Source organism: Lacisediminihabitans sp., from assembly GCF_036569425.1.
Lineage (GTDB): Bacteria > Actinomycetota > Actinomycetes > Actinomycetales > Microbacteriaceae > Lacisediminihabitans.
Window position 1 is genome coordinate 1 of record NZ_DATCQQ010000068.1, and the last position, 24206, is coordinate 24206.

Here is a 24206-nt window from a genome sequence, read left to right on the forward strand (position 1 = left end):
CCGCGCTCATCGGATCGATCCCAATTCTGGTCGCGAACTGGAGCCGAACTCTGTGGCCCCGCCTGGCGGTGACACTGGCGTTGGTTGCCGTCCAGCTGATCACGGGCAACATATTCGTACTCGCCCCCCGGGGCGCCTGAACTCGGGCGGGGTGAATTTCGCGTTCTCACCGCCGCCTATGAAGCGCAAGGGGTTCGCCCTGCGGACATCGGCTAGTACGGCCAGTCGGTTGCCTTCTTGGTCGATGATTCGATGATTCGGCAATTTCTATTCTGCAAGCACCGTTCTCAGTTGTGAGCTGTCGGCTGTGCGATCCCGGAGGCGGTGGCATTGTTCGATGGAGCGGCCCCACGCAGTTCCGGCGAGAACGAGCGCGATCCCGCAATATCCCGTGAGAACCAGATGGTCGTGCGCGATTGCGATTCCGATGGTGGCGGCCCAGACGGGCTCAGTGCCGAGGAGGAGGCTGACCCTTGCTGGCGATGTGCGACGAACCGCCCAGGTTTGCACAAGGAACGCGAAGACCGTGCAGATGAGAACAAGGTAGAGGAAGAGCAGTACTAGTCCGGGATCCAGTTGGGAGAGGTAGCGCGGGATCGATTCGCCGTAGAACGCAGAGGTCGCCGAGAAAAGAGCCGCGCAAGTGGCCAGCTGCACGGCCGTGAGGTGAAGCGAGTCCATCGGTTTGGCGGTCGTGAGCTTGTGCATGGACGTGACGTGGATGGCCCGAACGATTGCGGCGGCGAGGACGAGCAGGTCCCCGAGAGTCGGCGCACGAAACCCGCCATTGCCAGCGAGAAGCACGACCCCGATGACAGCGATCGCGGCCGCGAGGAAAAACCTGCCGGGCAACCATCGTCCTGAGACCACGGAATCGAGAATTGGGGTGAACACGATCGTCAGGCTGATGATGAGCCCGGCGTTCGTTGCCGACGTGTGGGCGATCCCGAAGGTTTCGAAGGCGAAGACGGCAGTCAGCAGCACCCCGAGGATCGCGCCAACACGCAGCTCCGCTGTGGTCAAGCGCCTCCGCCGTGCGGTCACAACGGCCGCCATGATCGCTGCCGCGAGCAGCATGCGCAGCGCAAGAAGTGCCACCACCGAATTCGGAGCGACCAACTCCTTGGCCACAAGATAGGTCGACCCCCACGAGACGGCGACCACGAGCAAGAGCAGGTCGACACGGAGTCGGGCGAGGGAAGTAATCATGTCTCCATCGTCCGGGCTCTCATCAGGTAAGACAAGACAGGAATTTCGTGCCTAATAGCTTAGTGTGAACTTATGGAACTGGGTCAACTTCGGGCGTTGAGAGAGCTGGGCGACCGTGGCAGCATTGCCGCAGTCGCGGCGGCTCTGCACGTCACACCGTCCTCTGTCTCACAGCAAATCAGCGCCCTGCAGCGCAACTCGCCCGCCCCATTGACTTTCAAGGATGGGCGACGAACGGCCCTTACCGATGCCGGTCGCGCCTTGGCGTTGGCCGCGATTGGCGTGGAAGTGGCGTTCGAACGTGCCGAGCGGGCAGTGGCACGCTTTCAGAGCGAGCCGGCAGGAACGGTTTCGGTGGCGGCCTTCCACAGCGCGGGCCTGGCCATCTTCGGTCCGCTGCTCACCGTGTTGAACAGCCCTGATCAGCCGCAAGTCAGCCTGAGCGATTTCGACGTGGCCCAGGAAAGTTTCCCGACACTCACCTCGGACCACGACCTGGTCCTCGCGCACCGGCTGGTTGGCAGCCCTCCGTGGCCGGCATCAGTGCGAGTGGAACCGCTCCTGTTCGAGCCCCTGGACCTCGCCGTCCGGCGGGATCACCGGCTAGCAGCGAGACCGTCGATTGAGCCGGCGGATCTCCGCGGCGAGGCATGGGTGGCAGTGCACGAAGGGTTCCCGCTCGAGCGAGCGATCGCCTTGATTGCAGGCATCGGGGGCGCCGAAGCGCGTATCCTTCACCGGATCAACGAGTTCTTCGTTGCTGCCGCGGTTGTCGAGGCCAGCGGTTGTATCGCGCTGATGCCCCGATACACGACCGACCTTCACGACCACCCGGAGCTGGTCCTCCGGCCGCTCTCCCATCCCGGGCTCGGCCGATACATCGACTGTCTCGCCCGACCGGAAACACTTGAGCGCGCCAACGTCACAACAGTCCTAACGCAGATCAGAACCATCACGAACGGTCTCGCCAGGCACCAGCCCATCGGCTAACCGAATCGACTGCCCAGTCGAACGGGGCGTCCCGGCGCGGGTTCCGCATTCGGGCCGCGTGATGGCGGCTGTGTCGCCACTTTGGGCTGCGGAAGCACCGGCATTTCTCACTGACGGTCACAGGCCTTTTCCCGCCGCGGCCGACACGTCGCCACCAGACCACTCGGTGCCACCCCAACGCGAGCAACGAAGCGACGAGCCGCGTACGCCTCCATTGATCGCAATAGTTTCCGGACTCCACCCCGCTTCCGGGGGTAGAGTCATTCCCGTTCCAGCATTTCGCGCGGCGCCATCTAGACGCGGTCATTGCGGGCGCTGGCGATGCAATGGGAGACCCAATGGCAGCCCAGATAATCCGCGTTGCAGTATTGCGACTCCTCTGGGCGCCTGGCCCGGCGACCACTGAACATCCGCAGCTGACGTGGCCAGATGACCTGTTTTACGAGCTCTTTCAAGGTAGCAACGGATGGAGCCTCCGGGACTACTGGCTGAGATCCTCGCTCGGCCTGTTCCAGTTCGAATTCGATCTGAGCATCGCTCACTGGTGGCGATTCGGGGACCACAGCCACGCTGAGCTCGGGAGCAATCGCGCAGGGATCCTGACTGCGGCTCGCCAAGTGGTCGAACAGGACAACGGGATATCGCTCGCTGGATTTGACCGGGTCATCGCCTTCGTACATGCACCTCCAACGAACGCTGGTGCTACCGAGGGCGGAGCCGTATTCGACCAGGGCGGCAGCATTCCCTTCTTCCAGCACGAACTGGGTCATGTTCTCGGCTTCCAGCACTCGTTCGGTCCGTTCATACCGCCGCCCAACCAATTCGGCTCGCTCTACAACGATCCGTATTGCGTGATGGGGTACACAGGCGAGCAGGCGCATTCAATCCCGGTGCCCGCAGAGTTCGCGCAGACTCCGATCTTCGACCCCACCTCTTTCTGGCAAAGTGAACGGCGCCCAGCCGCCGCGTCGCTGTACCGTCGATTCAGTGGCACTGCGGAATTTGTGAATTCCGGATGGGTCGCCACGGTTGCCGCGGGTGCGCGGGTCTGGGTTGCGGCGCTGAGCGAGGTCACGAACACCGTTCCCGTTCTCGCCGTGCTCCCCGTTCCTGGTCAGCCGAACGCGTCTCTCACCATCGAGTATCGAACTGCCAGCGGTGACGACGCAGGGGTAACGTCAGCCGTCGTCATCCATTCGCTGGGAGTACATGACGTTGGCGCAGGCAGAGGCGAAATGAACCCCGCGTGGTTCGAGGGGACCATCTCGCCCAGCGTGGGAAGTTCGCTCGAGGTTCTCGGCATCCGCTTCGAGGTAATGACGGTAGACACCGGTCAGCCGGGCGGAGTCGAGCTGCAAGTTACCGACACCCACGCGGTTCTCTTCGCGAAGTCGATCGGAGGGGAAGCTAATCCCGGTCCAATTCTGGGTTCGAAGGAAACCAAGACTCCGGCTGGACTATTCGGGTCCGTGTCTGCTCCGACCGCTCAACCGACCCCAGCGAAAGAGGCCCCAAAGCCGAATACCCACCTGGGCAAATTCTCCCCGCCAGCTCCTTAGCCCCAACCGCCCCGGTGGATCCAGGCTTAGTCCCGCCCCTGATAGTCCGAGCGTTCCACCAGCGATTTCGGAGCAAGCAATTGTGGAGATGGTTGAAAGACGAAAACCCACAAGCCAGGGGAGGGCCCTTCTCGTGTTCTGCCCGAAGAGGGTTCGGCATCAGGTCCTCGGTCGGCGGCGGACGCGGGAGTATCTCGATTTGCGCGACACCGTCGGTTCCGGTTGGGTGGGGTCATGTCGGATGATGCCTACCGGTTCTCTTCTCGCCTTGACGACATGGATCGAGAGCAGATCCACGAGTGGTTGAGCAAAGAGGCTTACTGGGCTCGGGGGCGCCCGCGTGCTGTCCAGGATGCCGCAATCGATGCATCCACTAACTTCGGTATGTTCGATTCGATGACTGGACGGCAAGTGGCGTATGCCCGAGCCGTGACCGACTCGGTGACGTTCGCATGGCTCTGTGATGTGTTTGTTGATCCGGCAGTTCGCGGACAAGGGGTCGGGGTGGCACTCGTAGACAACATCTGCTCGCTGCTCGACCACCTGAATTTGAAGCGTGTCGTGCTCTCTACAGGGGATGCCCACGGCCTCTACGAAAAGTTTGGCTTTGAGCGCCTAACTCAGCCGGGAAAGTGGATGGAGCGGATGGCTCCGATTCCGGCACCTTGACTTTGACGAGGTTCCCAAGTGACACAGCATCGGCCCGCGCGGCCGTTGGGTGGAGTGGCCCCAGATCTGTCGCGCTGGCCGTCCGGCTTGCGGACGTGAATGATGTCGGCCACCGGCTGTCGATGCCCATAGCGTTGATCGGGTGCCGATCACCATTCGCCCGTTCGCTGCCGCCGATGCCGCACCGACCCTCGAGGTATTCCAACGCGCCATCAGGACGACTGCTGCCGCGGATTACTCCTCGGAACAGATCGCCGCGTGGGCGCCCGCCGACGCCGACACTGGCGCGTGGTTGGAGCGTCGCTCTCAGCTCAATACGGTTGTCGCTGTCGTAGACGACCTCATCGCGGGATTCACCGACGTGAGTGCTTCCGGCTATATCGACATGATGTTCGTCGACCCCGCAGCTGGACGTCGTGGGATCGCGACCGCGCTCCTGCTGTGGGCGCGCACCGAAGCGGAGCGACTTGGCTCGAGCACATTGACCACTCATGCGAGCATCACTGCCCGCCCATTCTTCCAAGCACAGGGGTTCGTCGTAGACCAGGAACGCCACCCAATACTCAGGGGAGTCGTCATGACGAACTACGCAATGAGCCGCACCCTCTAACCGTTCAATTCCGGCCCGCGGGCCGCGGGATTCCGGACTGCCCAAACTGGAAGCCTGGCCCAACAGCAGGCGAGAATGGAGCTCATGTCCCCGGAAATCGTTCAGAAGCGGGATCCTGCCTCGGTGCGGCGGATTCTCAAGTCCTTGCCGGACTGGTTCGGAGATCCTGAGGCGATTGACAACTACGTGTCAGCGGCACGAGACATCGAGTTCGTGAGCACTGTCGCTGTCGACTATGGGAATGTAGTCGGCGTCTCGCTGACCCGTCGGCATTTTCGCGAATCAGCCGAACTTCATCTCATTGCCGTCGACCCCACAGCCCGGGGTCGAGGTATCGGGCGCGCTTTGATCGACCAGGTCGCCGCCGGCTTACGTGAAGATGGGTGCATGTTGCTGTCGGTTCATACCGTGGGCGCATCTTTCGACAATGAGCCTTACGCTCATACCCGCGCCTTCTACCAAGCTACGGGTTTCTACCCGCTCGAGGAGCACAACCATCTCGACTGGGCTGGCCCAACCCTGATCCTGGTTCGGCAGCTCTAGATCGACTGTCCGATGAAGGTTCCAAAGTGACACAGCATCGGCGGGCTTCCGGCCATCGAAAGAATGGTCCCCTTCGACAAGTCGTTGGATCACACGCCGGGGTTGGCATCGACCCGGCATCCGGTGACCTGGTTGGGGGGCAAGGCACCGCGGTCTGACGCCTCGGCTTATTCGACGGGCGTGTGGCGGCTCGAAAGTGAGACCGATGACGCGCCCGATCCGATTGCCGTCTTCGTCGACGATCGCAAGGTCGGGCGACTCGGCGGGCTCAAGATGATGGCCTACGCGCCGTTGTTGGACGAGCTCGGCGCCCCCATCGTGGTCAGCGGACCACGAACAGGTGACCGTCTGTGGGTCGACCTGCCGAACCTTGCCGACTTCCGAGAGTATATTCACACCCAAACCGCTGGCCAAGCACGGCTGATGTGGTCCAAGTCAATCACAGCATGATGGTGCCCACACTTCGTCTCCAGCGTGCTCAGAGCTTCGGCGACGGTCGACTTTCCGACGCCGACGGTCCCGTTGAGAAATACGCTGTCGATCATTCGTCGAGACTCTCACATCGCATGGTCCGCTTAGGGTTCCGAATCGACACAGCGTTGGCACGCTCAGCCTTAGACGGCCTTGGCCCAGATCTGTCGCGCTGGCCATCCCTCGTGGTCGAACAGAATTCGACCTTGTCGCGTCGGGGAGGAATATCAGACGGCTTATCGTCTGAGTTCGCGCGATGCGATGAGGCCAAGATAGATGACACCCGCGACACCACCCACCGCAAATAGGCCGACGCCCAAGTTCGCTTCGTACTGGTTCGATGCCCCAAAGAGAACCAGGCCAGCTACCACGCCGACGATAGCGACTATCAGAAGGAGAGTGCGTGCCTGCGCTGGTTTCATGAACGAAGCGTATGACGCTAGGCAGTCCCCCATCGGATCGCCGCGAAACAACTGCAACGGGAAGTAGCGCTCGAACAATAGCCCCGGCGTAGGCGCCGGCTCCTACGGCCATCGGGGCAGGGCATTCACACGGGCGTCTCCCGGCAGGGAATAGTGTCGACCCGTGCCGACTGTGTTCATAACCCATCCCGAGGTCGTGATCGACCCGGCAGTGTCTATCGAGCAATGGGGGCTATCTGCCGTTGGACATGCACGGGCAGAGCGCCTTCCCGCAATACTCATGGGTCAGGTCGACTGGATCGTCAGCAGCACCGAACGCAAGGCGACCGATACCGCCGCCGTGCTAGCTGCGGGCCTGGGTGTCCCGGCTGCCGTCGACCCGGTGCTCGGGGAGATGGATAGGACTGCGACCGGCTACCTTCCGCCCGATGAATTCGACACGGTGGTCGAATTGTTCTTTGCCGAGCCGGAGCAATCGATCCGGGGGTGGGAACGTGCAGTGGATGCCCAGCACCGCATCGCGGACACAATTCGGCGCCATTCGAGCAACGGACACGCGAATAGGACCGCTTTCGTCAGTCACGGCGGGGTCGGCGCCCTCCTCCTGGCGAGCCTCACCGGATCACCGATCAGCCGGTCACTCGATCAACCCGGCCTTGGCAGTTACTTCACCTTCGACGCACTCACGTGGACAGCACTTAGCGGATGGAACCGAATACCTCCGTCATAGCTCTGTTCCAGTGAGCGTCCCGCTTGGGGGACCGTCGACCGAAGCGGCTGGGATCTTCCAATACGGTTGGTCCATGACAAGCACGACGGCGTACCGGATTCGGGACATTCAACCGGGAGACGCTGAATCCTGGGCACGTCTGTACAGCGGCTACCGGTCGTTCTACGAGGTGTCAGCGGATGACGCCGCCGTTGCCACCACGTGGGCGTGGATGCTCGGCCGCCTGCACGGTCTGCGTGGGATTGTTGCTGTCGCCCCCGGTGGCGAAGTTGTCGCCCTCGCCAACCTACGACTCTTCGCGAGGCCCTCTGTCGGAAAGATGGGCCTGTACCTGGACGATCTCTTTACCCTTCCCAGTTCACGCGGATCGGGTGCCGCAGGTGCTCTGTTGGCGCGCGCGGCAGAGATCGCGGCTGAGGAGGGTGCCAACGTTGTCCGCTGGATCACAGCGAGCGACAATGTGAAAGCTCGCAGCGTATACGACGCCCATGCGACGGCAACACCCTGGGTGACCTACGATATGAAGCCCAGCAACGCGCCATCCATGGTCTGATACATCCTGTCCCGCAAGCCGTTGGTGACTCGGATTTGAGCCTTGTGTCAGCGGATCTCCGACACTGCGTACTTGGATCCCACGTGCGACGCCGTAAAGCCGAGCCGTTCATAGAACCGGTGCGCATCGACGCGTGCGGCGTCAGAAGTGAATCGACGCGTGCGGCGTCAGAAGTGAGCTGAACGAGTTGGGCACCGAAAGTCGGAGCAGCGTCCACAGCCCAACGAATCATTGCTCCGCCAATTCCACGGCTCCTCTGATCAGAGCGAACCCGGACGGCCTCGATCTGTAAACGGGAGGACCCGACCCGAGCAAGTCCTGGAATGACGGTGAGCTGCATCGTGCCAAGCACCTCGCCCTCAATCGACGTTCGGCGTGATCCTGCGGCCGGAGCCCGTCTTCGTCGGCGCGTTCGAGTAGCTGGCCGCACGGGACGGGCCAGCGGGGACGGGACTACCGCGGCAGCAGCCCGAGCTCCATCGCGAGGGTGACGGCGCGCGTCCGGTCGTTCACGCCCAGCTTCTCGAACACGTGCAGCAGGTGCGTCTTCACCGTCGCCTCGCTCACGAAGAGCTCGCGGGCGATGGCCGGGTTGCTGTTTCCCTGGGCGACGAGCGCGAGCACCTGCCGCTCGCGGGCGCTCAGCGTGGCCGGCGGCGGCGCCTTCACCCGGCGCACGAGCAGCGCGGCGATCGACGGGGCGAGCGCCACCTCGCCGCGCGCGACCGAGCGGATGCCGGCCAGGATCTCCTCCTGGGGCGCCGCCTTGAGCAGGTAGCCGCTCGCGCCCGCCTCGATGGCCGTGAGGATGCTCTCGTCGGTCTCGTAGGTCGTGAGCACGACGACGCGGATGTCCGGCGCCGCGGCGAGGATGCGGGCCGTGGCCTCTGCCCCGTCCAGCTCCGGTCCCGTCGGCACCGGCATCCGCAGGTCCATCAGCACCAGGTCGGGGTGCAGGGCCAGGGCGAGCTCCACCGCCTGCGCGCCGTTCGAGGCCTCGCCGACCACCTCGACATCCGTCGCATCATGGAGCAGGGCGACGATGCCGCTGCGCACGATCGGATGGTCGTCGGCCACGAGCACCCGGATCACGGCGTCACCGCCGGCAGCGACACGCGCAGGGTCGTTCCCTCGCCCGGGGCGCTCGTCACCTGAAGGGCGCCGTTCACGAGCGCGAGCCGGTCGCGCATCCCGGGCAGTCCGAAGCCGGTCGTGGGGGCGCTCGGGTCGAACCCGGTGCCGTCGTCCCGCACCGTGAGCACGACCGTGCCGTCCGCCGCGCCGAGGCCGAGGGTGGCCGACCGCGCGCCGGAGTGCTTGCGCACGTTGGCGAGCGCCTCCTGGGCGCTGCGCAGCAGCACCACCTCGGTGTCGCGATCGAGCTCGGTCCTGCCCTCGGCGTCGACCGTCACCGTCACACCGGTCTCGCGGCCGAACCGGGCGGCCAGGCGCTCGAGCGCCGGGGCGATTCCGCCACCGAGTTCGACGGGCGCTGTCGAGGCGACGAGCGACCGCGCCTCGATGAGCCCCTCCCGGGCGGTCTCCTCGAGCGCGCCGAGCTGCCCCGCGAGCGGTGAGAGGTTGCCGGCGGCAAGTTCACGCTGGGCCCGCTGGGAGAGCATCACGAGTCCGGTGAGGCTCTGCGCGATGGTGTCGTGAATCTCTCGCGCGAGCCGCTCGCGTTCGCTCGTCACGCCCAGGTCGCGGTGCAGTGCCGAAAGCTGCTCCTGGGTGGCGGTGAGCTCGTCGAGCAGGAGCTGGCGCTCGCGGCTGAGCGAGGTGATCCGCGAGATCCAGAGCCCGAGGGCGATGCTCCCGACGATCGAGATGCCCTCGATCATGAACGCCTCGACGTACACGTCGGCGATCGCGCCGAGAACGGAGACGTAGCCCGCGCCCACCGCGAGCGCGAGAAGCAGATTGGCCACGATGGCCGCCCGCACGCTGGTGGCCATCCTCCACACCACCGGGAACGCGATCGCCTGGATCACCGCGAGGTTGGGCGAACACGCCACCACCACGCCCGAACCCACGATCATCACGGCCGTGAACGGCAGGCCGAAGCGCGGGTCGTCGTAGCCGAGCCGACCGAACGCGAGGTAGCAGGCCGCCATGACCGCGATCGTGACCAGGGCGAGCACCCGGTGGCCGGCATCGGGGGCCCACCCGGTCACCGCGAGGGCCACGAGCACGAGCATGGTCGCGCCGAAAAGGGCGTGCCACCACCGGTTGCCTGTCATCGTCCTAGCTTCCCACCTCGGTCAGGAGTCCTTGCGGATCCAGCGGAAGGTGAAGCGGGCGGCGACCAGCCCGCCGACGAGCCAAATGGCCAGCACCAGGGCGACCCAGCCGAGGTCCCAGGTTCCGTTCTGCTCGATCCTGGCGAAACTCTCCGGCAGGAACTTGAGCGGGAAGATCGATGCCACATTCTGCAGCCACTCGGGAAGCATCGAGAACTGCAGGTAGACGCCGCTGATGAATTGCAGGATGAGCACGATCGGGATGATGACAGCCGTCGCGCTCTTGCCGGTTCGCGGCACCCGGGACAGTGCGATGCCGAGCACGGCCGACGTCATGATGCCGAGCAGGTACACCCACACGAAGGTCAGCCACTTCTCACCGGTGGTAGGCAGCTCCACGTTGAACGCGAAGCGCGCGATGAGCAGCAGCAGCCCGATCTGCATGAGCGAGGTGACGAGCACCTGCCCGATCTTGCCGATGAAGTACGAGACGACGGGCAGCGGCGTTCCGCCGAGTCGCTTGAGGGTTCCGTCCCCCCGCTCGATGGCGATGTCCACGGCGAGGTTCTGCACCCCGCTCAACAGGATTCCGGCGGCGATCATGCCGGGCAGGTAGAAGGCGGCGGGGCTGATGCCGCCCGATCCGTCCGGGTTGGTGCCGAACTTGCCGGCCGCGCTGAATGCGACGGAGAAGATCGAGAGCATGACGATCGGAAAGAGGAAGGTGAAGAAGACTGTGTCGCCCTGGCGAAAGTAGATTCGGGTCTCGTAGCGCGCGCGGTCGATCCCGAGGGCGATGGTGTTCATGCGAGTTCCTTCACGATGGTCGTCGAGCCCACGAGCTCGAGATAGATGTCTTCGAGGCTCGGCCGGACTATCTCGAGGCCGAGCGGTTCGGCGCCGGTCCGCGCGTACAGTCGGGCGACCAGGGCGGCCGGTTCGCTCGTGCGCTCGTCGTGCTGCCCGTTCTCGTCACGCCAGCGCACCACGGGCACGCGGGCATCCAGTCCACCGATCTCGTCGATCTTGCCGATGTCGATGAGTCGGCCCGCCGAGATCACCCCGGCCCTGTCCCCGAGCTGGGCCGCCTCGTCGAGGTAGTGGGTGGTGAGCAGGATGGTGGTTCCCTCGCGCTTGAGGGAGCGGATGAGCTCCCAGAATTCGCGTCGGGCCTCCGGGTCGAACCCCGTCGTCGGTTCGTCCAGGAAGAGCAGCTCCGGGCGCCCGATGAGGCCGAGCGCGACATCCACGCGTCTCCGCTGGCCGCCGGAGAGGGACTTGATGCGGGTCTTCGCCTTGTCGGCGAGGCCGACCGCCGCGATCACCTCGTCCACGTCGTGGGGGTGTGCGTAGAGCCTGGCGAAGTGGGCGAGCTGTTCGTGCACCGTGACGTTGCCGCTCTCCCCGCTCGACTGCAGGACGATGCCGAGACGGGCCTTCCAGTCGAGGCCGCCGTGCTGCGGGTCGACCCCGAGCACGCTCGCCTCGCCGCTCGAGCGATCCCGGTAGCCCTCGAGGATCTCGATGGTGGTCGACTTGCCCGCGCCGTTCGGCCCGAGAAGCGCGAAGGTCTCGCCGCGTTCGATATCGAAGCTCACCCCGTCGAGGGCCACGAAATTGCCGTAGGTCTTTCTCAGGTCTCGCACTCTCACGTGCGGCTCGGAAGTCGTCATGTTCTCATGCTCGTCGTCCCGGTCCCGCTGAACAACGGTCTGTCGGCCCCGTCCCCATCAACCGATCGGTGGATACCGGGGCCGCCCTCGCTTTGCGGCCGCCAGATGCGTGACCTACACTGGGTTGAGGTGGTTGAAATCAGCCATACTTTCGTGTGCCCATTTTGGGTGCGAGCTTCAGGTAGGCGCGTGCGAGAGTGTGTGGTTTTTCCCCCGAAGGGCGGTGGCTCAATTGGTAGAGCAGCGGTCTCCAAAACCGCAGGTTGCAGGTTCAAGTCCTGTCCGCCCTGCAGCTCGGATCGTGCAAGCACGCACGGTTCGGCAGATGGACTAGCGATCACCTCGATCGCAAGACCAGTTTCTGGAAGGTAGTAAGCGTGGCGAGAAAAGTGATCGACGAGCCCAGTGAGGACATCGTCGCGAACGCCAGGAAGGACCGCGGCACGATCCGTGGCCCATTCGGACGACTCGCCCTGTTCATCCGACAGGTGCTCAACGAGCTGCGGAAGGTCGTCACCCCGACCCGCAAGGAGCTCGTGAGTTACACCGGTGTGGTGCTGGTCTTCGTGGTCATCATGATGGCGTTGGTGTACGGCCTCGACATCGTTTTTGCGTTCGCGGTCAACTTCGTGTTCGGAAGCAACAAGTAGCAAGCCCCGCTTGCCGGGACGCCGCTCATCAGCGGCGCGGTCCCAGAACGTGATCGGTGCACAGCGCCGGAACGCAAGTCAAGAAACGGAATGGATTATTCAAGTGTCTGGAACAGAGCGCGACGATATCGACCTCGCGACTGCCGCTGAGCAGTCATCCGAGGAGGACGAAGCGCAGGAGGGCAACGAGCTCGCTGCCGATGAGGACTCCGTCGAGTCGGCAGAGGAGCTGGCAGTGCACCTCGTCGACGAGAGCGACGACGACGATATCGACAGCGTCGAGCTCGACCTCAACGCCGCCCTCGATGCCGTCGAGGCCGCGGTAGACCCCGAGGCCGACGCGATCATCGACGAAGCCCTCGACATCGACTCCCCCGACGAGGCCGAGGCCGCCGCGGAGGCGACCGAGGGCGAGGTCGGATTCGTGGAGCCGGACGAGGCCGAGGTCGTGCCGTTCGACGACGCCTTCGAGGCGGAGATCGAGTCCGAACTTGCCGAGCAGGCGAGCGTCGACGAGGCCGAGCCCGCCGAGGTCGACCCCTACGAGGAATTCCGCACCGAACTCAAGGCGAAGCCGGGCAAGTGGTATGTGATCCACTCGTACGCCGGTTTCGAAAAGCGCGTCAAGCAGAACATCGAGAACCGCAAGGTATCGATGGCCATGGAGGACTACGTCTTCCAGGTCGAGGTGCCGATGGAAGACGTCGTCGAGATCAAGAACGGCCAGCGCAAGCTCGTCACGCGCGTTCGCATCCCCGGATACGTGCTCGTGCGGATGGACCTCAACGAGGACAGCTGGTCCGTCGTGCGCCACACCCCGGGCGTCACCGGGTTCGTCGGCAACTCGCACAACCCCACTCCGCTGCGTTTCGACGAGGCGTTCTCGATGCTCAAGAGCCTGGTTCAGATCGTCGAGGCGCCGGTGAAGGCCGGGGCCAAGGGCGGCAAGGCCGTCGGTCGTTCGATCCCACAAGAGGTCGACTTCGAGATCGGCGAGACCATCACGATCAAGGAAGGCTCGTTCGCCGGGCTTCCCGGTTCGATCAGCGAGATCAAGCCGGAGAGCGGCAAGCTCATCGTGCTCGTCTCGCTCTTCGAGCGCGAGACCCCGGTCGAGCTCAGCTTCGACCAGGTCACCAAGCTGTAGGCGCACCACCCCACATTCACCGCGCTCCGGATTGGCCGGAGAGGCGGGAGAGCACGGATCTCGAGAGACATCCACTGCTCGATCACCGAAAAGGAAAAAAATGGCACCGAAGAAGAAGGTCACCGGTCTGATTAAGCTTCAGATCCAGGCCGGCGCCGCCAACCCAGCACCGCCCATCGGGCCGGCGCTCGGACAGCACGGCGTAAACATCATGGAGTTCTGCAAGGCGTACAACGCGGCGACCGAGTCGCAGCGCGGCAACGTCATCCCGGTGGAAATCACCGTCTACGAGGACCGCTCGTTCACCTTCATCCTGAAGACCCCGCCCGCGGCCGAGCTCATCAAGAAGGCCGCCGGCGTCGCCAAGGGCTCCGGCACCCCGCACACCTCCAAGGTGGGCAGGCTGTCGAAGGACCAGCTCCGCTCGATCGCCGAGCAGAAGATGGTGGACCTCAACGCGAACGACGTTCAGGCCGCCGAGAAGATCATTGCGGGCACCGCTCGCAGCATGGGCATCACGATCGACGCGTAGCGTGCCGATTCACACAGCAACACCGTGGGAGAGCCAGCCTGGCTCGCTAACCACAGACTCATACAGGAGATAAAGATGGCAAAGAAGTCGAAGGCCTACCGGGCCGCCGCCGAGAAGATCGAAGACGGCAAGTTCTACACCCCCAACGAAGCGGTCGGCATCGCCCGCGAGACCGGTTCCAAGAATTTCAACTCGACCGTCGAGGTCGCGCTGAAGCTCGGCGTCGACCCCCGCAAGGCGGACCAGATGGTTCGCGGAACCGTCATCCTGCCGCACGGCACGGGTAAGACCGCCCGCGTCATCGTGTTCGCAACCGGACCCGCCGCCGAAGCCGCCATCGCGGCCGGTGCGGACGAGGTCGGTGGCGACGAGCTCATCGAGAAGGTGGCCGCCGGCTACACCTCGTTCGACTCGGCGGTTTCGACCCCCGAGCTCATGGGCAAGGTCGGTCGTCTCGGAAAGGTGCTTGGCCCGCGTGGCCTCATGCCGAACCCGAAGACCGGAACCGTTACGCCGGACGTCGCGAAGGCCGTCAACGAGATCAAGGGCGGAAAGATCGAGTTCCGCGTGGACAAGCACTCCAACGTGCACTTCATCGTCGGCAAGGCCGCGTTCACGGCCGAGCAGCTCGAGGAGAACATCAAGTCCGCGCTCGACGAGATCGTGCGCTCCAAGCCGAGCTCCGCGAAGGGCCGCTACATCCAGAAGGGCACTGTCACGACCACCTTCGGTCCCGGCATCCCGCTGGACGTGAACGTACTCTAAGCAGCAACGCGAAAGGGGTCGGCTTCTGCCGGCCCCTTTTGTGCATCAAGAAGGGGAAGAGGATGCCGGACTCGATTCGCCGGGCCGTCGCGGCCGATGCGGCCGAGCTGCACGAGGTCGCTGCGGCGACCTTCGCGCTCGCCTGCCCTCCCGGCACCCGCCAGCAGGACATCGACGCGTTCGTCCGCGACATCCTCTCGGTCGAGCGGTTCGAGTCCTACCTTGCCGATTCCGCCCGTGAGCTGCTGGTGGCCGTGCGAGCCGATCGCCTCATCGGCTACACGATGCTCGTCGCCGGCGAACCGAAGGACACGGATGTCGCCTCGGCCATCGCCGCACGCCCCACCATCGAGCTGAGCAAGTGCTACCTGCTCGCCGGTGAGCACGGCGCCGGCGTCGCATCCGCCCTCATGGTGGCGACCCTCGAGGCGGCCAGGGCGGCCGGCGCGGCCGGGGTGTGGCTCGGCGTGAACCAGCAGAACGGCCGGGCCAACCGTTTCTACGAGAAGCACGGCTTCGCGGTGGTGGGCACCAAGCGCTTTCTCGTGGGCGACGAGTGGCACGACGACTTCACGCGCGAACGGGTGTTCGGCTCCTAGACGCGACGGGCCCAGACGTGACGGCCCGAGCCGCGACGGCCCTATACACGACTGCCGAGGTCGAGCACGATCTTGCCGCGGGTGTGGCCGGACTCGATCGCGGTGTGGGCGTCCGCGGCGGCGGTGAGGTCGTAGACGCTGTCGAGGGTGACGTGCACGTCACCGGACTCGAGTAACCGCCCGATCACGGCGAGGGTCGACCCGTCCGGCGCCACCCGGTAGGTAGTGGCGCGGATGCCGGCGGCCGCCGCGTCTTCGGCGAGCGTCGGCCAGCTGCCGCTCGGCACATTCACGAGCAGGCCGCCCGGCCGGAGCACACGCAGCGAGCGGGAGCCCGTGTCATCGTGGACATTGCCGATGAGGTCGATCACCACGTCGACTCCGGAGAGCACCTCGTCGAATCGGGTCATCGTGTAGTCGATCACTTCGGCGGCGCCGAGGTCGCGCAGCCAGCCGAGGTTGTGGGGCGAGCCGGTGGCGATCACGTGGGCCCCGAAGTACGCGGCGAACTGCACGGCGAAGTGGCCGACACCGCCTGCGCCGGCGTGGATGAGGATGCGCTGGCCCTCGTGCGCCTTGGCCACGTCGACGACCGCGCCCCACGCCGTGAGGGCCGCGACGGGCACCCCGGCCGCCTCGAGGTGCGAGAGTCTCGTCGGCTTGCGCGCGATGCTGAGGCTGGGCACGCTCACGAACTCCGCGTAGCAACCGGCCATCCGTGGCACCGGCACCATTCCGAACACCTCGTCGCCCGGCTTCAGCGGGTAGGCGTCATATGGCGACTCCACCACCACGCCGCTGAAGTCGCACCCGAGAATGGCGGGAAAGCTGGTGATTCCGGCGGAGACGCCGCCACCGGCTCGCGTCTTGGCGTCGATGGGATTGACCCCCGCCGCCATGACCTTCACAAGAACTTCCGAATTCAACTTCGTGGGTATCGGCACTTCGGCCAGGGTGAAACAGTCGGGGCCCCCGGTAGCCGCGATCACCATTGCTCGCATCGTGCTCATGTTCACCAGTAAAGCCGCCCAATGATTCGCCGGTGTTACGGCGGTGTCAACTGGAAGCAAACTATGCCTCGGCTCTACCATTCAATAATGAGCCTGCACCGTCGCACCCGAAGGGCCGTCGTCGAACTCGTCGGCACGATCATCGGCTCCTGCCTCGTCGCCGCGGCCCTCGTGATCATCTGGGTGGCCAGGCAGAGCGCCCACCGCGACCTCTACGTCAGCGAGATGGGTGCGCGGGGAGAACCGACGGCGCACTGGTTCCAATCGGCCCTCCTTTTGATCGTGATCGGGGGGAGCCTCATCGCCTATGCCGGACGAGGCATCCGTTCCCGGCTTCCCATCCTGCGGGCGTGGACGCCGGCGGTCTCGCTCTGGATCGGCTGCGGATTCTTCTTCGTCGCCTCGCAGGTCACGTGCACCGAGGGATGCCCGCTGCCGGTGGGGGACACCTTCACCTGGCAGGACCTCATCCACACCGTCGTGGCGGTGCTCGCCTTCGCCGCCGCCTGCTGGGCGATGCTGCAGACCTCGTTCGCTCATGGCCACCGGGCGCTCGCCGGTCTGTCGCTCACGACGGGTCTCGCCGTGGCGCTGATCGCCGGCACGGGCGGGATCTTCTCGCTGGCGCGGTTCGAGGCCAACCTCGGCAGCCGCCTCGAGCTCGCCGCGACGACGATAGCGCTCGGCTGGCTGGTGATCTTCGCCGCGGTAGTCGCACGGCGACTGGCGACCGGAGCGGCGGTGGAGAGCCCGAGTGACGATCGAGCGCCGGTCATCCCGGCCGCGCTCGAAACGGTCTAGCGCTTGCGCTCGCGCTCGCGCTCCACGATGTCGAGCACTCGGTTGGCGAGCTGCACGAGCAGGTAGATCTGGTTGTCGTCACGGTCGACCCAGCGGCACTCCGGCTCGGGGTTCGTCGGCACGAAGTCGTCGTGCTGCTCCCACACCAACAGCGTGCGGTCGGCGCCGAGCACGTACTGCTGCCACCAGACCTGGCGAAGATAGGAGCGCGGGATGGACCTCCAGGCCGACTTGGTCGTCTTGATTTCGGCGAGTTCGAGCAGGCCGGATGCCGCGAGCCCCACCCCGTCCGGGGTGGCCAGGTGGTCGGTCTGGCCCGCGGCGTGGAAGAGAGCGTCGCTCGGGCGAATCTGGTAGCGGTCCTGCACCCACCGGGCGATCTCGGGCTCGCGGGCCCGGCCGTGATCGGTGTATGCATTGCCGCCGAAGCTCGACCCATGCAGCTTGTCGAGGGCGACGGCCTGCACGGACGCCGGGCCGGAGAGCCGGGCGACGTCCGTGGCGGTGATTCCGCGGCTTCGCGCCCGCAGCCACGCCACGCGGTCGGCCGACCGGGCGACGACGCGGTCGCGATGATCGGGCGCCGGCTCGTCCCAGAGGTCGAGGGTGGGCTGGATCACGGTCACCTGACCATTGTCTCCCACCGCGCCGGATTCGGCGGGTTGGCCGGGTCAGCCGTTGGTGCTCGGCGCAGCGGTCGGCGCACCGGCTCCGCTGCCGAGTCGCCCGCCGAACTGCCGCAGCGTGCCCTCCGCGACGGAGGTCGCGGTGACGTCCCCGTTCGAGCTGGCCTGGCCCATCACCGTGACCGTCTCGCCGGCCTTGAGGTCGGCGAGGGTGCTCGCGGTGGTCTTGGTCACCTTGGTGCTGCCGGTTGTGGTCACGGTCTTCTCGGTGCCGTCCTGGGTCTTCACGACGATCGTGCTGCCGGTGACCGACACGATGGTGCCGGCCGTGAACCCGCCGCCGGCGAACCCGTCGCCGCCGCCAGTGCCGCCGGTGCCTCCGCCGGTGCCGCCGCCGCCCAGGCCGCGGGTGAAGCCGGCCTGTCCGCTCGCCTGCGCGGATGCCGCGGTCGCGTGCCCGATGAGCACTCCACCGGCGAGACCGACGGCGAGGGTCGCGACGATGGCCAGGGTCGGGGTGAGCCACTTGCGCCTCGCGGGTGGCGTGGTCGGCTGGGGAACGGACGACTGCGGCGCGGAGGCCGGAGCCGGGGTGGTGTCGAAGCTGTCAGACATGGGTTCTTCTCTTCTGTTGGGTTGGTGGTGCGGGATCTGGGTCAGATGGCCCGGAGGGCCTGGATGGGGCGCATGGCCGCTGCGCGGGCCGCCGGGTAGACGCCGAAGAACACGCCGATCGCCACGGAGACGCCGAGGGCGAGCGGGATGGAGAACGGCAGGATCACGGGCAGGGTGCCGGTGATCGGGAACCGCGCGCCGATCAGCGCGACGGCGACTCCGAGCACTCCGCCGAGCAGGGTGAGGGTGGCCGCCTCGGCGAGGAACTGGCCGAGGATCGCTCCGCGGGTGGCGCCGAGGGCCTTGCGGATGCCGATCTCCCGAGTGCGCTCGGTGACCGTGACGAGCATGACGTTGGTCACCCCGATTCCGCCGACGAGGAGGCTGATCGCCGCCACCGCGCCGAGGAGCGCGGTGAAGCTCGCCGCGCTGGTGGCGGCCGTCTGCAGGAGCGACCCCTGGTTGATGATCGTGTACGGCTCGTCGGCGGTGTTGGTGATGCCGAGAAGCTGGTTGAGCATGATCTCGACCTCGCCCTGCGCCGCGGCGACCGCATCCGAGTTCGCGGCCTCGATGGTGAGCGAGCTGACGGCACCGTAGCCCGTGAAGGACGCCTGGATGCGGCTGATCGGAGCGATGATCACCGAGTTGGGGTCATTGAAGCCGATGCTGCCCTGTTCGGCGAGGATGCCGACGATGGTGAGCGGTGTCCCGCCGACGGTGACCTGCTGGCCGAGCGCGGAACCGGTTGGGAACAGCTCTCCGGCGAGGGTCTGCCCGATCACGGCGACCTTCGCGGACGTCGTGACGTCCTCGGTGGTGAAAGGCGATCCGGTGGCGACGGAGTTCGTGCCGACGGTGAAGTAGGCGGGGGTCGTGCCGACGACCGAGATCGCGGTCTTCGACGCGGTGGTGGAGGCCGCAGTGAGGCTGCCGGCGACCTGGGGGATGACCTCCCGCACGTGGCCGAGCTTCGCGGCCTGGATCTCCCGGCCCACGGCCATGGTGATCTGCTTCGTCGATCCGGTGCTCGCCGCGGCCTGGGCTCCTCCTCCGCCGCCACCACCGGTCGGCCGAACGGTGAGAGTGTTCGTCCCCAGTTGCGAGATCGCGGAGTTCACGGTCTGGGCGGAGCCGTTGCCGACCGCGAGCAGCAGGATGACGGAGGCCACGCCGATCATCACGCCGAGGAGGGTGAGGATCGAGCGCAGCTTGTTGGCGTTGATGCCGCGGAGGGCGGACAGGATCATTTCGAGGAAGCTCATGAGCGTGATCCAGCCATCGGGGTGTTCGCCGTGGTGCGGTCGGAGACGATGACGCCGTCGCTGAGGGTGACTACCCGGTGGGCCTGGTCGGCCACGTGTTTTTCGTGGGTGATCACCACGATGGTGCGGCCGTCGCGGGCGAGCAGGTCGAACATGGCGAGGATCTCGTCCGTGGAGGCGCTGTCGAGGTTTCCGGTCGGCTCGTCCGCCAGCACGAGAGTCGGCGAGGTGACGAGGGCCCTGGCGATCGCGACGCGCTGCTGCTGGCCGCCGGAGAGTTCCTGCGGCTGGTGGTTCGCGCGGTCGGCGAGGCCCACCATGGCGAGCGCCTCGAGGGCGCGCGTGCGGCGCTCGGCGCGGGGGACCCTGGCGTAGACGAGGGGCAGTTCGACATTGCCGAGCGCCGACATCCTCGGCACGAGGTTGAAGGACTGGAACACGAAGCCCACCTGCCGGTTGCGGATGCGCGCAAGCTGGTTCTCGTCGAGGGTCTTCACGTCGCTCCCGGCGAGCAGGTAGGCGCCGGAGGAGGCCACGTCGAGGCAACCGAGGAGGTTCATCAGGGTGGACTTGCCCGAACCGGACGGGCCCATGATGGCCACATAGTCGCCCTGCGCAATCTCCAGGGTGATGCCGCGCAGGGCATGCACCGCGGCGTCACCGGTTCCGTAGACCTGGTGGATGTCGGTGAGCTGCAGGACCGGGGCCGTCCCGGTCCGCGCGAGCGGGGTCATCCGTTGTTCCTCGGTGTGAAACCGCCGGTGCCGCTGCCGAAGCCCGCGCCTCCTCCGAAGCCGGTGCGGCCCGTGCCGTTGCCCGTGCCCGTCGTCGTGGGGGTGACCACTCCGAGTGAGACCGTTTCGCCGGCCTTCAGCCCGGTCTTGATCTCGGTGCCGACGGTGCCGACGATCCCCAGGGTCACCGTCGTGACGGTCGTCTTGCCGTTGGCTCCGACCACCTTCACCGTCGAGGCTCCGCTGGCCGTGGTGATGGCCGCCGTCGGCACGTAGAGGGCGTCAGCCGCCGAGCTCTTGGTCGTGATCGCCACGGACGCCGTCTGGCCGAGGCGAAGCCCGGTCGGGATGCTGGCCAGGGTGATCGTCGTGGCGTATGTGACGACCGAGTTGCTGGTGGTCGCCGTGGGCGCGATCGCCGTCACCGTGGCATCCGCCGTCTCGCCGGGCACGGCGGGGAACGTCACGACCGCCTTCTGGCCGACGGTGACGGAGGCGATGTCCGCCTCCGCGATGCTCGCGCTCACGGTCATGGCCGAGACATCGGCGATCGTCGCGAAGGCCGAACTGGACGTCGACGCGGAGGCCGACCCGGACGTCGTTGAGGCAGCGCCAGATCCGGTTCCTGCCGCCGACGACGACGAGCTGGACGACCCGGAACCCGTGCTCTGTCCGACAACGCCGGTGAGGCCGATCACGAGGGCGGCCGACGGGGCGGTGAGGGTGGTCGCTGCGAGGTTCGACTGGTCCTTGGCGAGCGTCTGCGAGGCCGTGGTGACCTGGTCCTGCGCCGTGGCGACCTGCTGTTTGGCGCTGTTGAGACTCGACACTGTCTGCGCCGCCGTCGTGTTCGCACCGGCCGGTGTCGCCTCGGTCGCCGCGAGGGCCGCCTTCGCGTTCACGAGCTGGGTGCGTGCCTGGGCGAGCAGCGTCGTGTCGTTGTTGACGGTCTGCTGGAAGCTCGCCGTCTGCAGGGTGCCGAGAACCTGACCGGCCGCGACCGTCTGCCCGAGCGCAACGTTGACGGTCGCGATCGTGCCGGACACCGCGAAGGAGGCGGAGGCCTCGCTCACCGGTGCGACCGTCCCGCTCGCGGTGATGGTGTTGCTCACCACCCCCTGCTGCACCGTCGTCGTGAGCTGGGTTCCCGTGGACCCGGAAGACGAGGACGGAAAGATGAGAAAGTAGGCGCCGATGATCGCGCCGATGATGACGACGGCAAGCGAAACATTGATCACCACCGGTGTGCGAATGGTCATGATCGAAAACCTGCCGCTCTAGGCTATGAACCCCATATGAATGGGCTGGGGGTCGGGCCTGAACGTCTGAGAGCTTTCGAGGGTTCCGTCGTCGCCCAGCGAGCGGTCCCGAAAGATCTCAGGAGAGGTAGGGCTGGAACATAGGTTTCTCATAGGAAACTCGCGATAGTAGGAGGAGTGACTACAGACAGCGTTTCCGCCGCGCCGAGCGCCGGCCCCAAGCTCCGCCGCGCCGACGGCTCTCCCGTGCGCGTCGTCGTCGTTGACGACGAACCGACCCTGAGCGACCTGCTCAGCATGGCCCTGCGCTACGAGGGCTGGGAGGTGCGCACCGCGGCCGAGGGGCGCACGGCGATCAGCGTGATCCGCGAGTTCCAGCCGGACGTCGTCGTGCTCGACGTGATGCTGCCGGACATCGACGGGCTGCAGGTGCTCAAGCGACTTCGGGCGGACGGGCAGGACACGCCCATCCTCTTCCTCACCGCGAAGGACGCCCTCGACGACCGCATCGCCGGGCTCACCGCCGGGGGAGACGACTACGTCACGAAGCCGTTCAGCCTCGAGGAGCTCGTCGCTCGCCTGCGCGGGCTCATCCGCCGGTCGACGGTCGTCATCGCCGACTCGTCCGACCCGCTTCTGCGCGTCGGTGACCTGGTGCTCGATGAGGAGAGCTACGAGGTGCGCCGCGACGGTCGCCTCATCGAGCTCACGGCCACGGAATTCGAGCTGCTGCGCTTCCTCATGCGCAACCCGCGCCGGGTGATGAGCAAGGCACAGATTCTCGACCGCGTGTGGAGCTACGACTTCGGCGGCCGCTCCAGCATCGTCGAGATCTACATCTCCTACCTGCGCAAGAAGATCGATGCAGGCGAGAGCCCCATGATCCACACCGTGCGCGGTGTCGGATACATGATCAAGGCCGCCGCATGACGCCACCCGCCACCCGACCACGGTGGTCACTGCGCCGGCGGCTCGTGCTCGCCGTGGTCGGCCTGCTCGCGGCGGTCGCGATCGTGATCGGCACGGTGAGCGTCGTTGCGCTGCAGAGCTTCCTCACCGGCAGGCTCGACCGGCAGCTCAGCCAGGCGAACGGACGATCGCAGAACGGTTTCGGGCCTCCCGGCGGTCCGACCGACGACTCGACAACCCAGAGCTTCTCGCAGGAGCGTCTGCGCGAAACGTTCGGACGACAGGCGCCGGACACCGTCATCGCCATAGCGACGGGCTCCACGGCATCCGCCCTGCGCAAGGACCAGAGCGGCACGCCGCAGCTGCTCACCGCGGCGCAGAGCAAGCCATTCGCGAGCGTGCCGTCCACCGGCGTAGCGACGACGGTGGATCTCGGGGGCGCCCTCGGCAGCTACCGGGCGGTCGCCGTCGAATACAGCGGGGGCGTGCGGGTCGTGACCGCCCTCCCGCTCGGCGAGGTGACCGCCACGGTGCTGCAGCTCGCCCTGGTCATCGTCATCGTGACGACCCTCGGCCTGCTCGTCGCCGCCTTCCTCGGGGCCTGGATCGTGCGCGTCGCGCTGCGTCCGCTCGAGCGGGTCGTCGCCACCGCGACTCACGTGGCCGAACTTCCGCTCGACCGCGGCGAGGTTGCTCTCGCCGTGCGGGTGCCCGAATCGGATGCCGACCCGCGAACCGAGGTCGGCCAGGTCGGCGCCGCCATCAACCAGATGCTCGGACACGTGGCATCCGCCCTCACCGCCCGCCAGGCCAGCGAGAACAAGGTACGCAAGTTCGTGGCGGACGCGAGTCACGAGCTGCGCACCCCGCTCGCGTCGATCCGCGGCTACGCCGAACTCACCAGGCGCGGAAACCACGACCTGCCAGACGACGTCGTGCACTCGATCGGCCGGGTCGAATCGGAGGCGACGCGCATGACGTCCCTCGTCGAAGACCTCCTGCTCCTGGCACGGCTCGACGAGGGCAGGGACCTTGAGAGCGAACCGCTCGACCTGTCCCGGCTGCTGATCGATGCCGTGAGCGACGCCCATGCCGCCGGCCCCGACCACGAGTGGTCGCTCGACCTGCCGGAGGAGCCGGTGATGGTGGACGGCGACACGGCGCGGCTGCACCAGGTCGTCACCAACCTTCTCGCCAACGCCCGCGTGCATACGCCGTCCGGCACGAGCGTCGTCGTCGCGGTCTCGGTGGAGGGGGACAGCGCGGTGCTGACCGTCGCGGATGACGGCCCCGGCATCCCGAGCGATCTGCTGCCCGTTCTCTTCGAGCGGTTCGCGCGGGGTGACAGCTCCCGTTCGCGCGCCGCCGGCAGCACGGGACTCGGCCTCGCGATCGTGAGCGCGGTGATCGAGGGCCATCGCGGCGTGGTCACAGTGGAGAGCGAGCCGGGGCGCACCGTGTTCCGGATCGAGCTGCCGCTCGCCCAGCCGCTCGCCGAGCTGCCGCTCGCCGAGCTGCCGCTCGCCGAGCTGCCCCCCGCCGAACCCGAGGTCTAGCGCGCCGCTGCGTATCGCCCGACGGCGAAGATGACAGACTGGAATCTCGCGCACTGTTAGGAATCTGTC

28 protein-coding genes and 1 tRNA gene are annotated in these 24206 nt (G+C 66.3%); 17 read left to right on the forward strand and 12 right to left on the reverse strand.

Going from position 1 to position 24206, the window contains the following annotated elements; genetic code table 11:
* Positions 1-267 precede the first annotated feature (267 nt).
* The gene (locus VIM54_RS11165; protein ID WP_331901344.1) at positions 268-1209 is read right to left on the reverse strand and encodes a DMT family transporter; all 942 of its coding nucleotides are present in this window, start codon (positions 1207-1209) and stop codon (positions 268-270) included.
* Between the two features lie 72 nt (positions 1210-1281).
* Here VIM54_RS11165 and VIM54_RS11170 point away from each other — a divergent pair, with 72 nt between their 5' ends.
* The 8 genes from VIM54_RS11170 to VIM54_RS11205 all read left to right on the forward strand — a co-directional run bounded on the left by VIM54_RS11170 (position 1282) and on the right by VIM54_RS11205 (position 7756).
* On the forward strand, positions 1282-2199 hold the full coding sequence (locus VIM54_RS11170; RefSeq protein ID WP_331901346.1) for a LysR family transcriptional regulator: 918 nt from the start codon (positions 1282-1284) through the stop codon (positions 2197-2199).
* 338 nt (positions 2200-2537) lie between these two features.
* The gene (locus VIM54_RS11175) at positions 2538-3758 is read left to right on the forward strand and encodes a hypothetical protein (RefSeq protein ID WP_331901348.1); all 1221 of its coding nucleotides are present in this window, start codon (positions 2538-2540) and stop codon (positions 3756-3758) included.
* A 234-nt stretch (positions 3759-3992) separates the two neighbouring features.
* Positions 3993-4427, forward strand: coding sequence for a GNAT family N-acetyltransferase (locus VIM54_RS11180; RefSeq protein ID WP_331901349.1), 435 nt, complete (start codon positions 3993-3995; stop codon positions 4425-4427).
* A gap of 142 nt (positions 4428-4569) precedes the next feature.
* Positions 4570-5037, forward strand: coding sequence for a GNAT family N-acetyltransferase (locus VIM54_RS11185; protein WP_331901351.1), 468 nt, complete (start codon positions 4570-4572; stop codon positions 5035-5037).
* Positions 5038-5121: 84 nt separating this feature from the next.
* Complete coding sequence (locus tag VIM54_RS11190; protein ID WP_331901353.1) at positions 5122-5580, forward strand: GNAT family N-acetyltransferase; 459 nt, start codon at positions 5122-5124, stop codon at positions 5578-5580.
* Positions 5581-5643: 63 nt separating this feature from the next.
* Complete coding sequence (locus VIM54_RS11195; RefSeq protein WP_331901355.1) at positions 5644-6030, forward strand: hypothetical protein; 387 nt, start codon at positions 5644-5646, stop codon at positions 6028-6030.
* Positions 6031-6636: 606 nt separating this feature from the next.
* Complete coding sequence (locus VIM54_RS11200) at positions 6637-7203, forward strand: histidine phosphatase family protein (RefSeq protein ID WP_331901357.1); 567 nt, start codon at positions 6637-6639, stop codon at positions 7201-7203.
* A 73-nt stretch (positions 7204-7276) separates the two neighbouring features.
* A complete protein-coding gene (locus VIM54_RS11205; protein ID WP_331901359.1) occupies positions 7277-7756 on the forward strand; it encodes a GNAT family N-acetyltransferase in 480 nt (159 codons plus the stop codon).
* Here the strand turns inward: VIM54_RS11205 and VIM54_RS11210 are convergent.
* From VIM54_RS11210 to VIM54_RS11230, 5 genes are all read right to left on the reverse strand, one after another.
* A complete protein-coding gene (locus VIM54_RS11210; RefSeq protein WP_414673215.1) occupies positions 7647-8096 on the reverse strand; it encodes a GNAT family N-acetyltransferase in 450 nt (149 codons plus the stop codon). The genes VIM54_RS11205 and VIM54_RS11210 overlap by 110 nt on opposite strands.
* 113 nt (positions 8097-8209) lie before the next feature.
* The gene (locus VIM54_RS11215; RefSeq protein ID WP_331901361.1) at positions 8210-8848 is read right to left on the reverse strand and encodes a response regulator transcription factor; all 639 of its coding nucleotides are present in this window, start codon (positions 8846-8848) and stop codon (positions 8210-8212) included.
* Positions 8845-9996, reverse strand: a complete 1152-nt coding sequence (locus tag VIM54_RS11220; protein ID WP_331901363.1) for a sensor histidine kinase — start codon at positions 9994-9996, stop codon at positions 8845-8847. The genes VIM54_RS11215 and VIM54_RS11220 overlap by 4 nt, the downstream gene beginning before the upstream one ends.
* Positions 9997-10017: 21 nt before the next feature.
* Entirely contained in the window at positions 10018-10803 is a 786-nt protein-coding gene (locus VIM54_RS11225) for an ABC transporter permease (protein WP_331901365.1), read from the reverse strand.
* On the reverse strand, positions 10800-11669 hold the full coding sequence (locus VIM54_RS11230; protein ID WP_331901369.1) for an ABC transporter ATP-binding protein: 870 nt from the start codon (positions 11667-11669) through the stop codon (positions 10800-10802). Before VIM54_RS11230 ends, VIM54_RS11225 begins: the two co-directional genes overlap by 4 nt.
* Positions 11670-11886: 217 nt before the next feature.
* Between VIM54_RS11230 and VIM54_RS11235 the strand changes: the two genes are divergently transcribed.
* The 6 genes from VIM54_RS11235 (at position 11887) to VIM54_RS11260 (ending at position 15362) form a co-directional block, all read left to right on the forward strand.
* Positions 11887-11959: transfer RNA gene (locus VIM54_RS11235), tRNA-Trp, on the forward strand.
* Positions 11960-12046: 87 nt separating this feature from the next.
* A complete protein-coding gene (secE, locus tag VIM54_RS11240) occupies positions 12047-12319 on the forward strand; it encodes a preprotein translocase subunit SecE (protein WP_331901370.1) in 273 nt (90 codons plus the stop codon).
* 103 nt (positions 12320-12422) lie between these two features.
* Positions 12423-13466 (forward strand): transcription termination/antitermination protein NusG, encoded by a 1044-nt coding sequence (gene nusG, locus VIM54_RS11245; RefSeq protein ID WP_331901371.1) that lies wholly within the window; start codon positions 12423-12425, stop codon positions 13464-13466.
* 100 nt (positions 13467-13566) lie between these two features.
* On the forward strand, positions 13567-13998 hold the full coding sequence (gene rplK / locus VIM54_RS11250) for a 50S ribosomal protein L11 (protein WP_331901372.1): 432 nt from the start codon (positions 13567-13569) through the stop codon (positions 13996-13998).
* A gap of 75 nt (positions 13999-14073) precedes the next feature.
* Positions 14074-14763, forward strand: coding sequence for a 50S ribosomal protein L1 (rplA, locus tag VIM54_RS11255; protein WP_331901373.1), 690 nt, complete (start codon positions 14074-14076; stop codon positions 14761-14763).
* A 62-nt stretch (positions 14764-14825) separates the two neighbouring features.
* Positions 14826-15362: a GNAT family N-acetyltransferase gene (locus VIM54_RS11260; RefSeq protein WP_331901374.1), complete on the forward strand. Its 537-nt coding sequence runs from the start codon at positions 14826-14828 to the stop codon at positions 15360-15362.
* Between the two features lie 41 nt (positions 15363-15403).
* On the opposite strand, the gene VIM54_RS11265 is transcribed toward VIM54_RS11260, so the two are convergent.
* Positions 15404-16372 (reverse strand): NADP-dependent oxidoreductase, encoded by a 969-nt coding sequence (locus VIM54_RS11265; protein ID WP_414673216.1) that lies wholly within the window; start codon positions 16370-16372, stop codon positions 15404-15406.
* An 87-nt stretch (positions 16373-16459) separates the two neighbouring features.
* Between VIM54_RS11265 and VIM54_RS11270 the strand changes: the two genes are divergently transcribed.
* Complete coding sequence (locus tag VIM54_RS11270; protein ID WP_331901375.1) at positions 16460-17173, forward strand: DUF998 domain-containing protein; 714 nt, start codon at positions 16460-16462, stop codon at positions 17171-17173.
* Here the strand turns inward: VIM54_RS11270 and VIM54_RS11275 are convergent.
* From VIM54_RS11275 to VIM54_RS11295, 5 genes are read right to left on the reverse strand one after another with little or no spacing between them, the layout of a single operon-like run.
* Positions 17170-17799: a YqaJ viral recombinase family protein gene (locus VIM54_RS11275; protein ID WP_331901377.1), complete on the reverse strand. Its 630-nt coding sequence runs from the start codon at positions 17797-17799 to the stop codon at positions 17170-17172. The genes VIM54_RS11270 and VIM54_RS11275 overlap by 4 nt on opposite strands.
* A 45-nt stretch (positions 17800-17844) precedes the next feature.
* On the reverse strand, positions 17845-18414 hold the full coding sequence (locus tag VIM54_RS11280; protein ID WP_331901378.1) for a hypothetical protein: 570 nt from the start codon (positions 18412-18414) through the stop codon (positions 17845-17847).
* 41 nt (positions 18415-18455) lie between these two features.
* The gene (locus VIM54_RS11285; RefSeq protein WP_331901379.1) at positions 18456-19679 is read right to left on the reverse strand and encodes an ABC transporter permease; all 1224 of its coding nucleotides are present in this window, start codon (positions 19677-19679) and stop codon (positions 18456-18458) included.
* Positions 19676-20413, reverse strand: coding sequence for an ABC transporter ATP-binding protein (locus VIM54_RS11290; RefSeq protein WP_331901380.1), 738 nt, complete (start codon positions 20411-20413; stop codon positions 19676-19678). Before VIM54_RS11290 ends, VIM54_RS11285 begins: the two co-directional genes overlap by 4 nt.
* Positions 20410-21672 (reverse strand): efflux RND transporter periplasmic adaptor subunit, encoded by a 1263-nt coding sequence (locus VIM54_RS11295; protein ID WP_331901382.1) that lies wholly within the window; start codon positions 21670-21672, stop codon positions 20410-20412. Before VIM54_RS11295 ends, VIM54_RS11290 begins: the two co-directional genes overlap by 4 nt.
* Positions 21673-21837: 165 nt before the next feature.
* Between VIM54_RS11295 and VIM54_RS11300 the strand changes: the two genes are divergently transcribed.
* Complete coding sequence (locus VIM54_RS11300) at positions 21838-22602, forward strand: response regulator transcription factor (protein ID WP_414673217.1); 765 nt, start codon at positions 21838-21840, stop codon at positions 22600-22602.
* On the forward strand, positions 22599-24137 hold the full coding sequence (locus VIM54_RS11305; protein ID WP_331901386.1) for a HAMP domain-containing sensor histidine kinase: 1539 nt from the start codon (positions 22599-22601) through the stop codon (positions 24135-24137). The genes VIM54_RS11300 and VIM54_RS11305 overlap by 4 nt, the downstream gene beginning before the upstream one ends.
* The last annotated feature ends 69 nt before the right edge of the window (positions 24138-24206 follow it).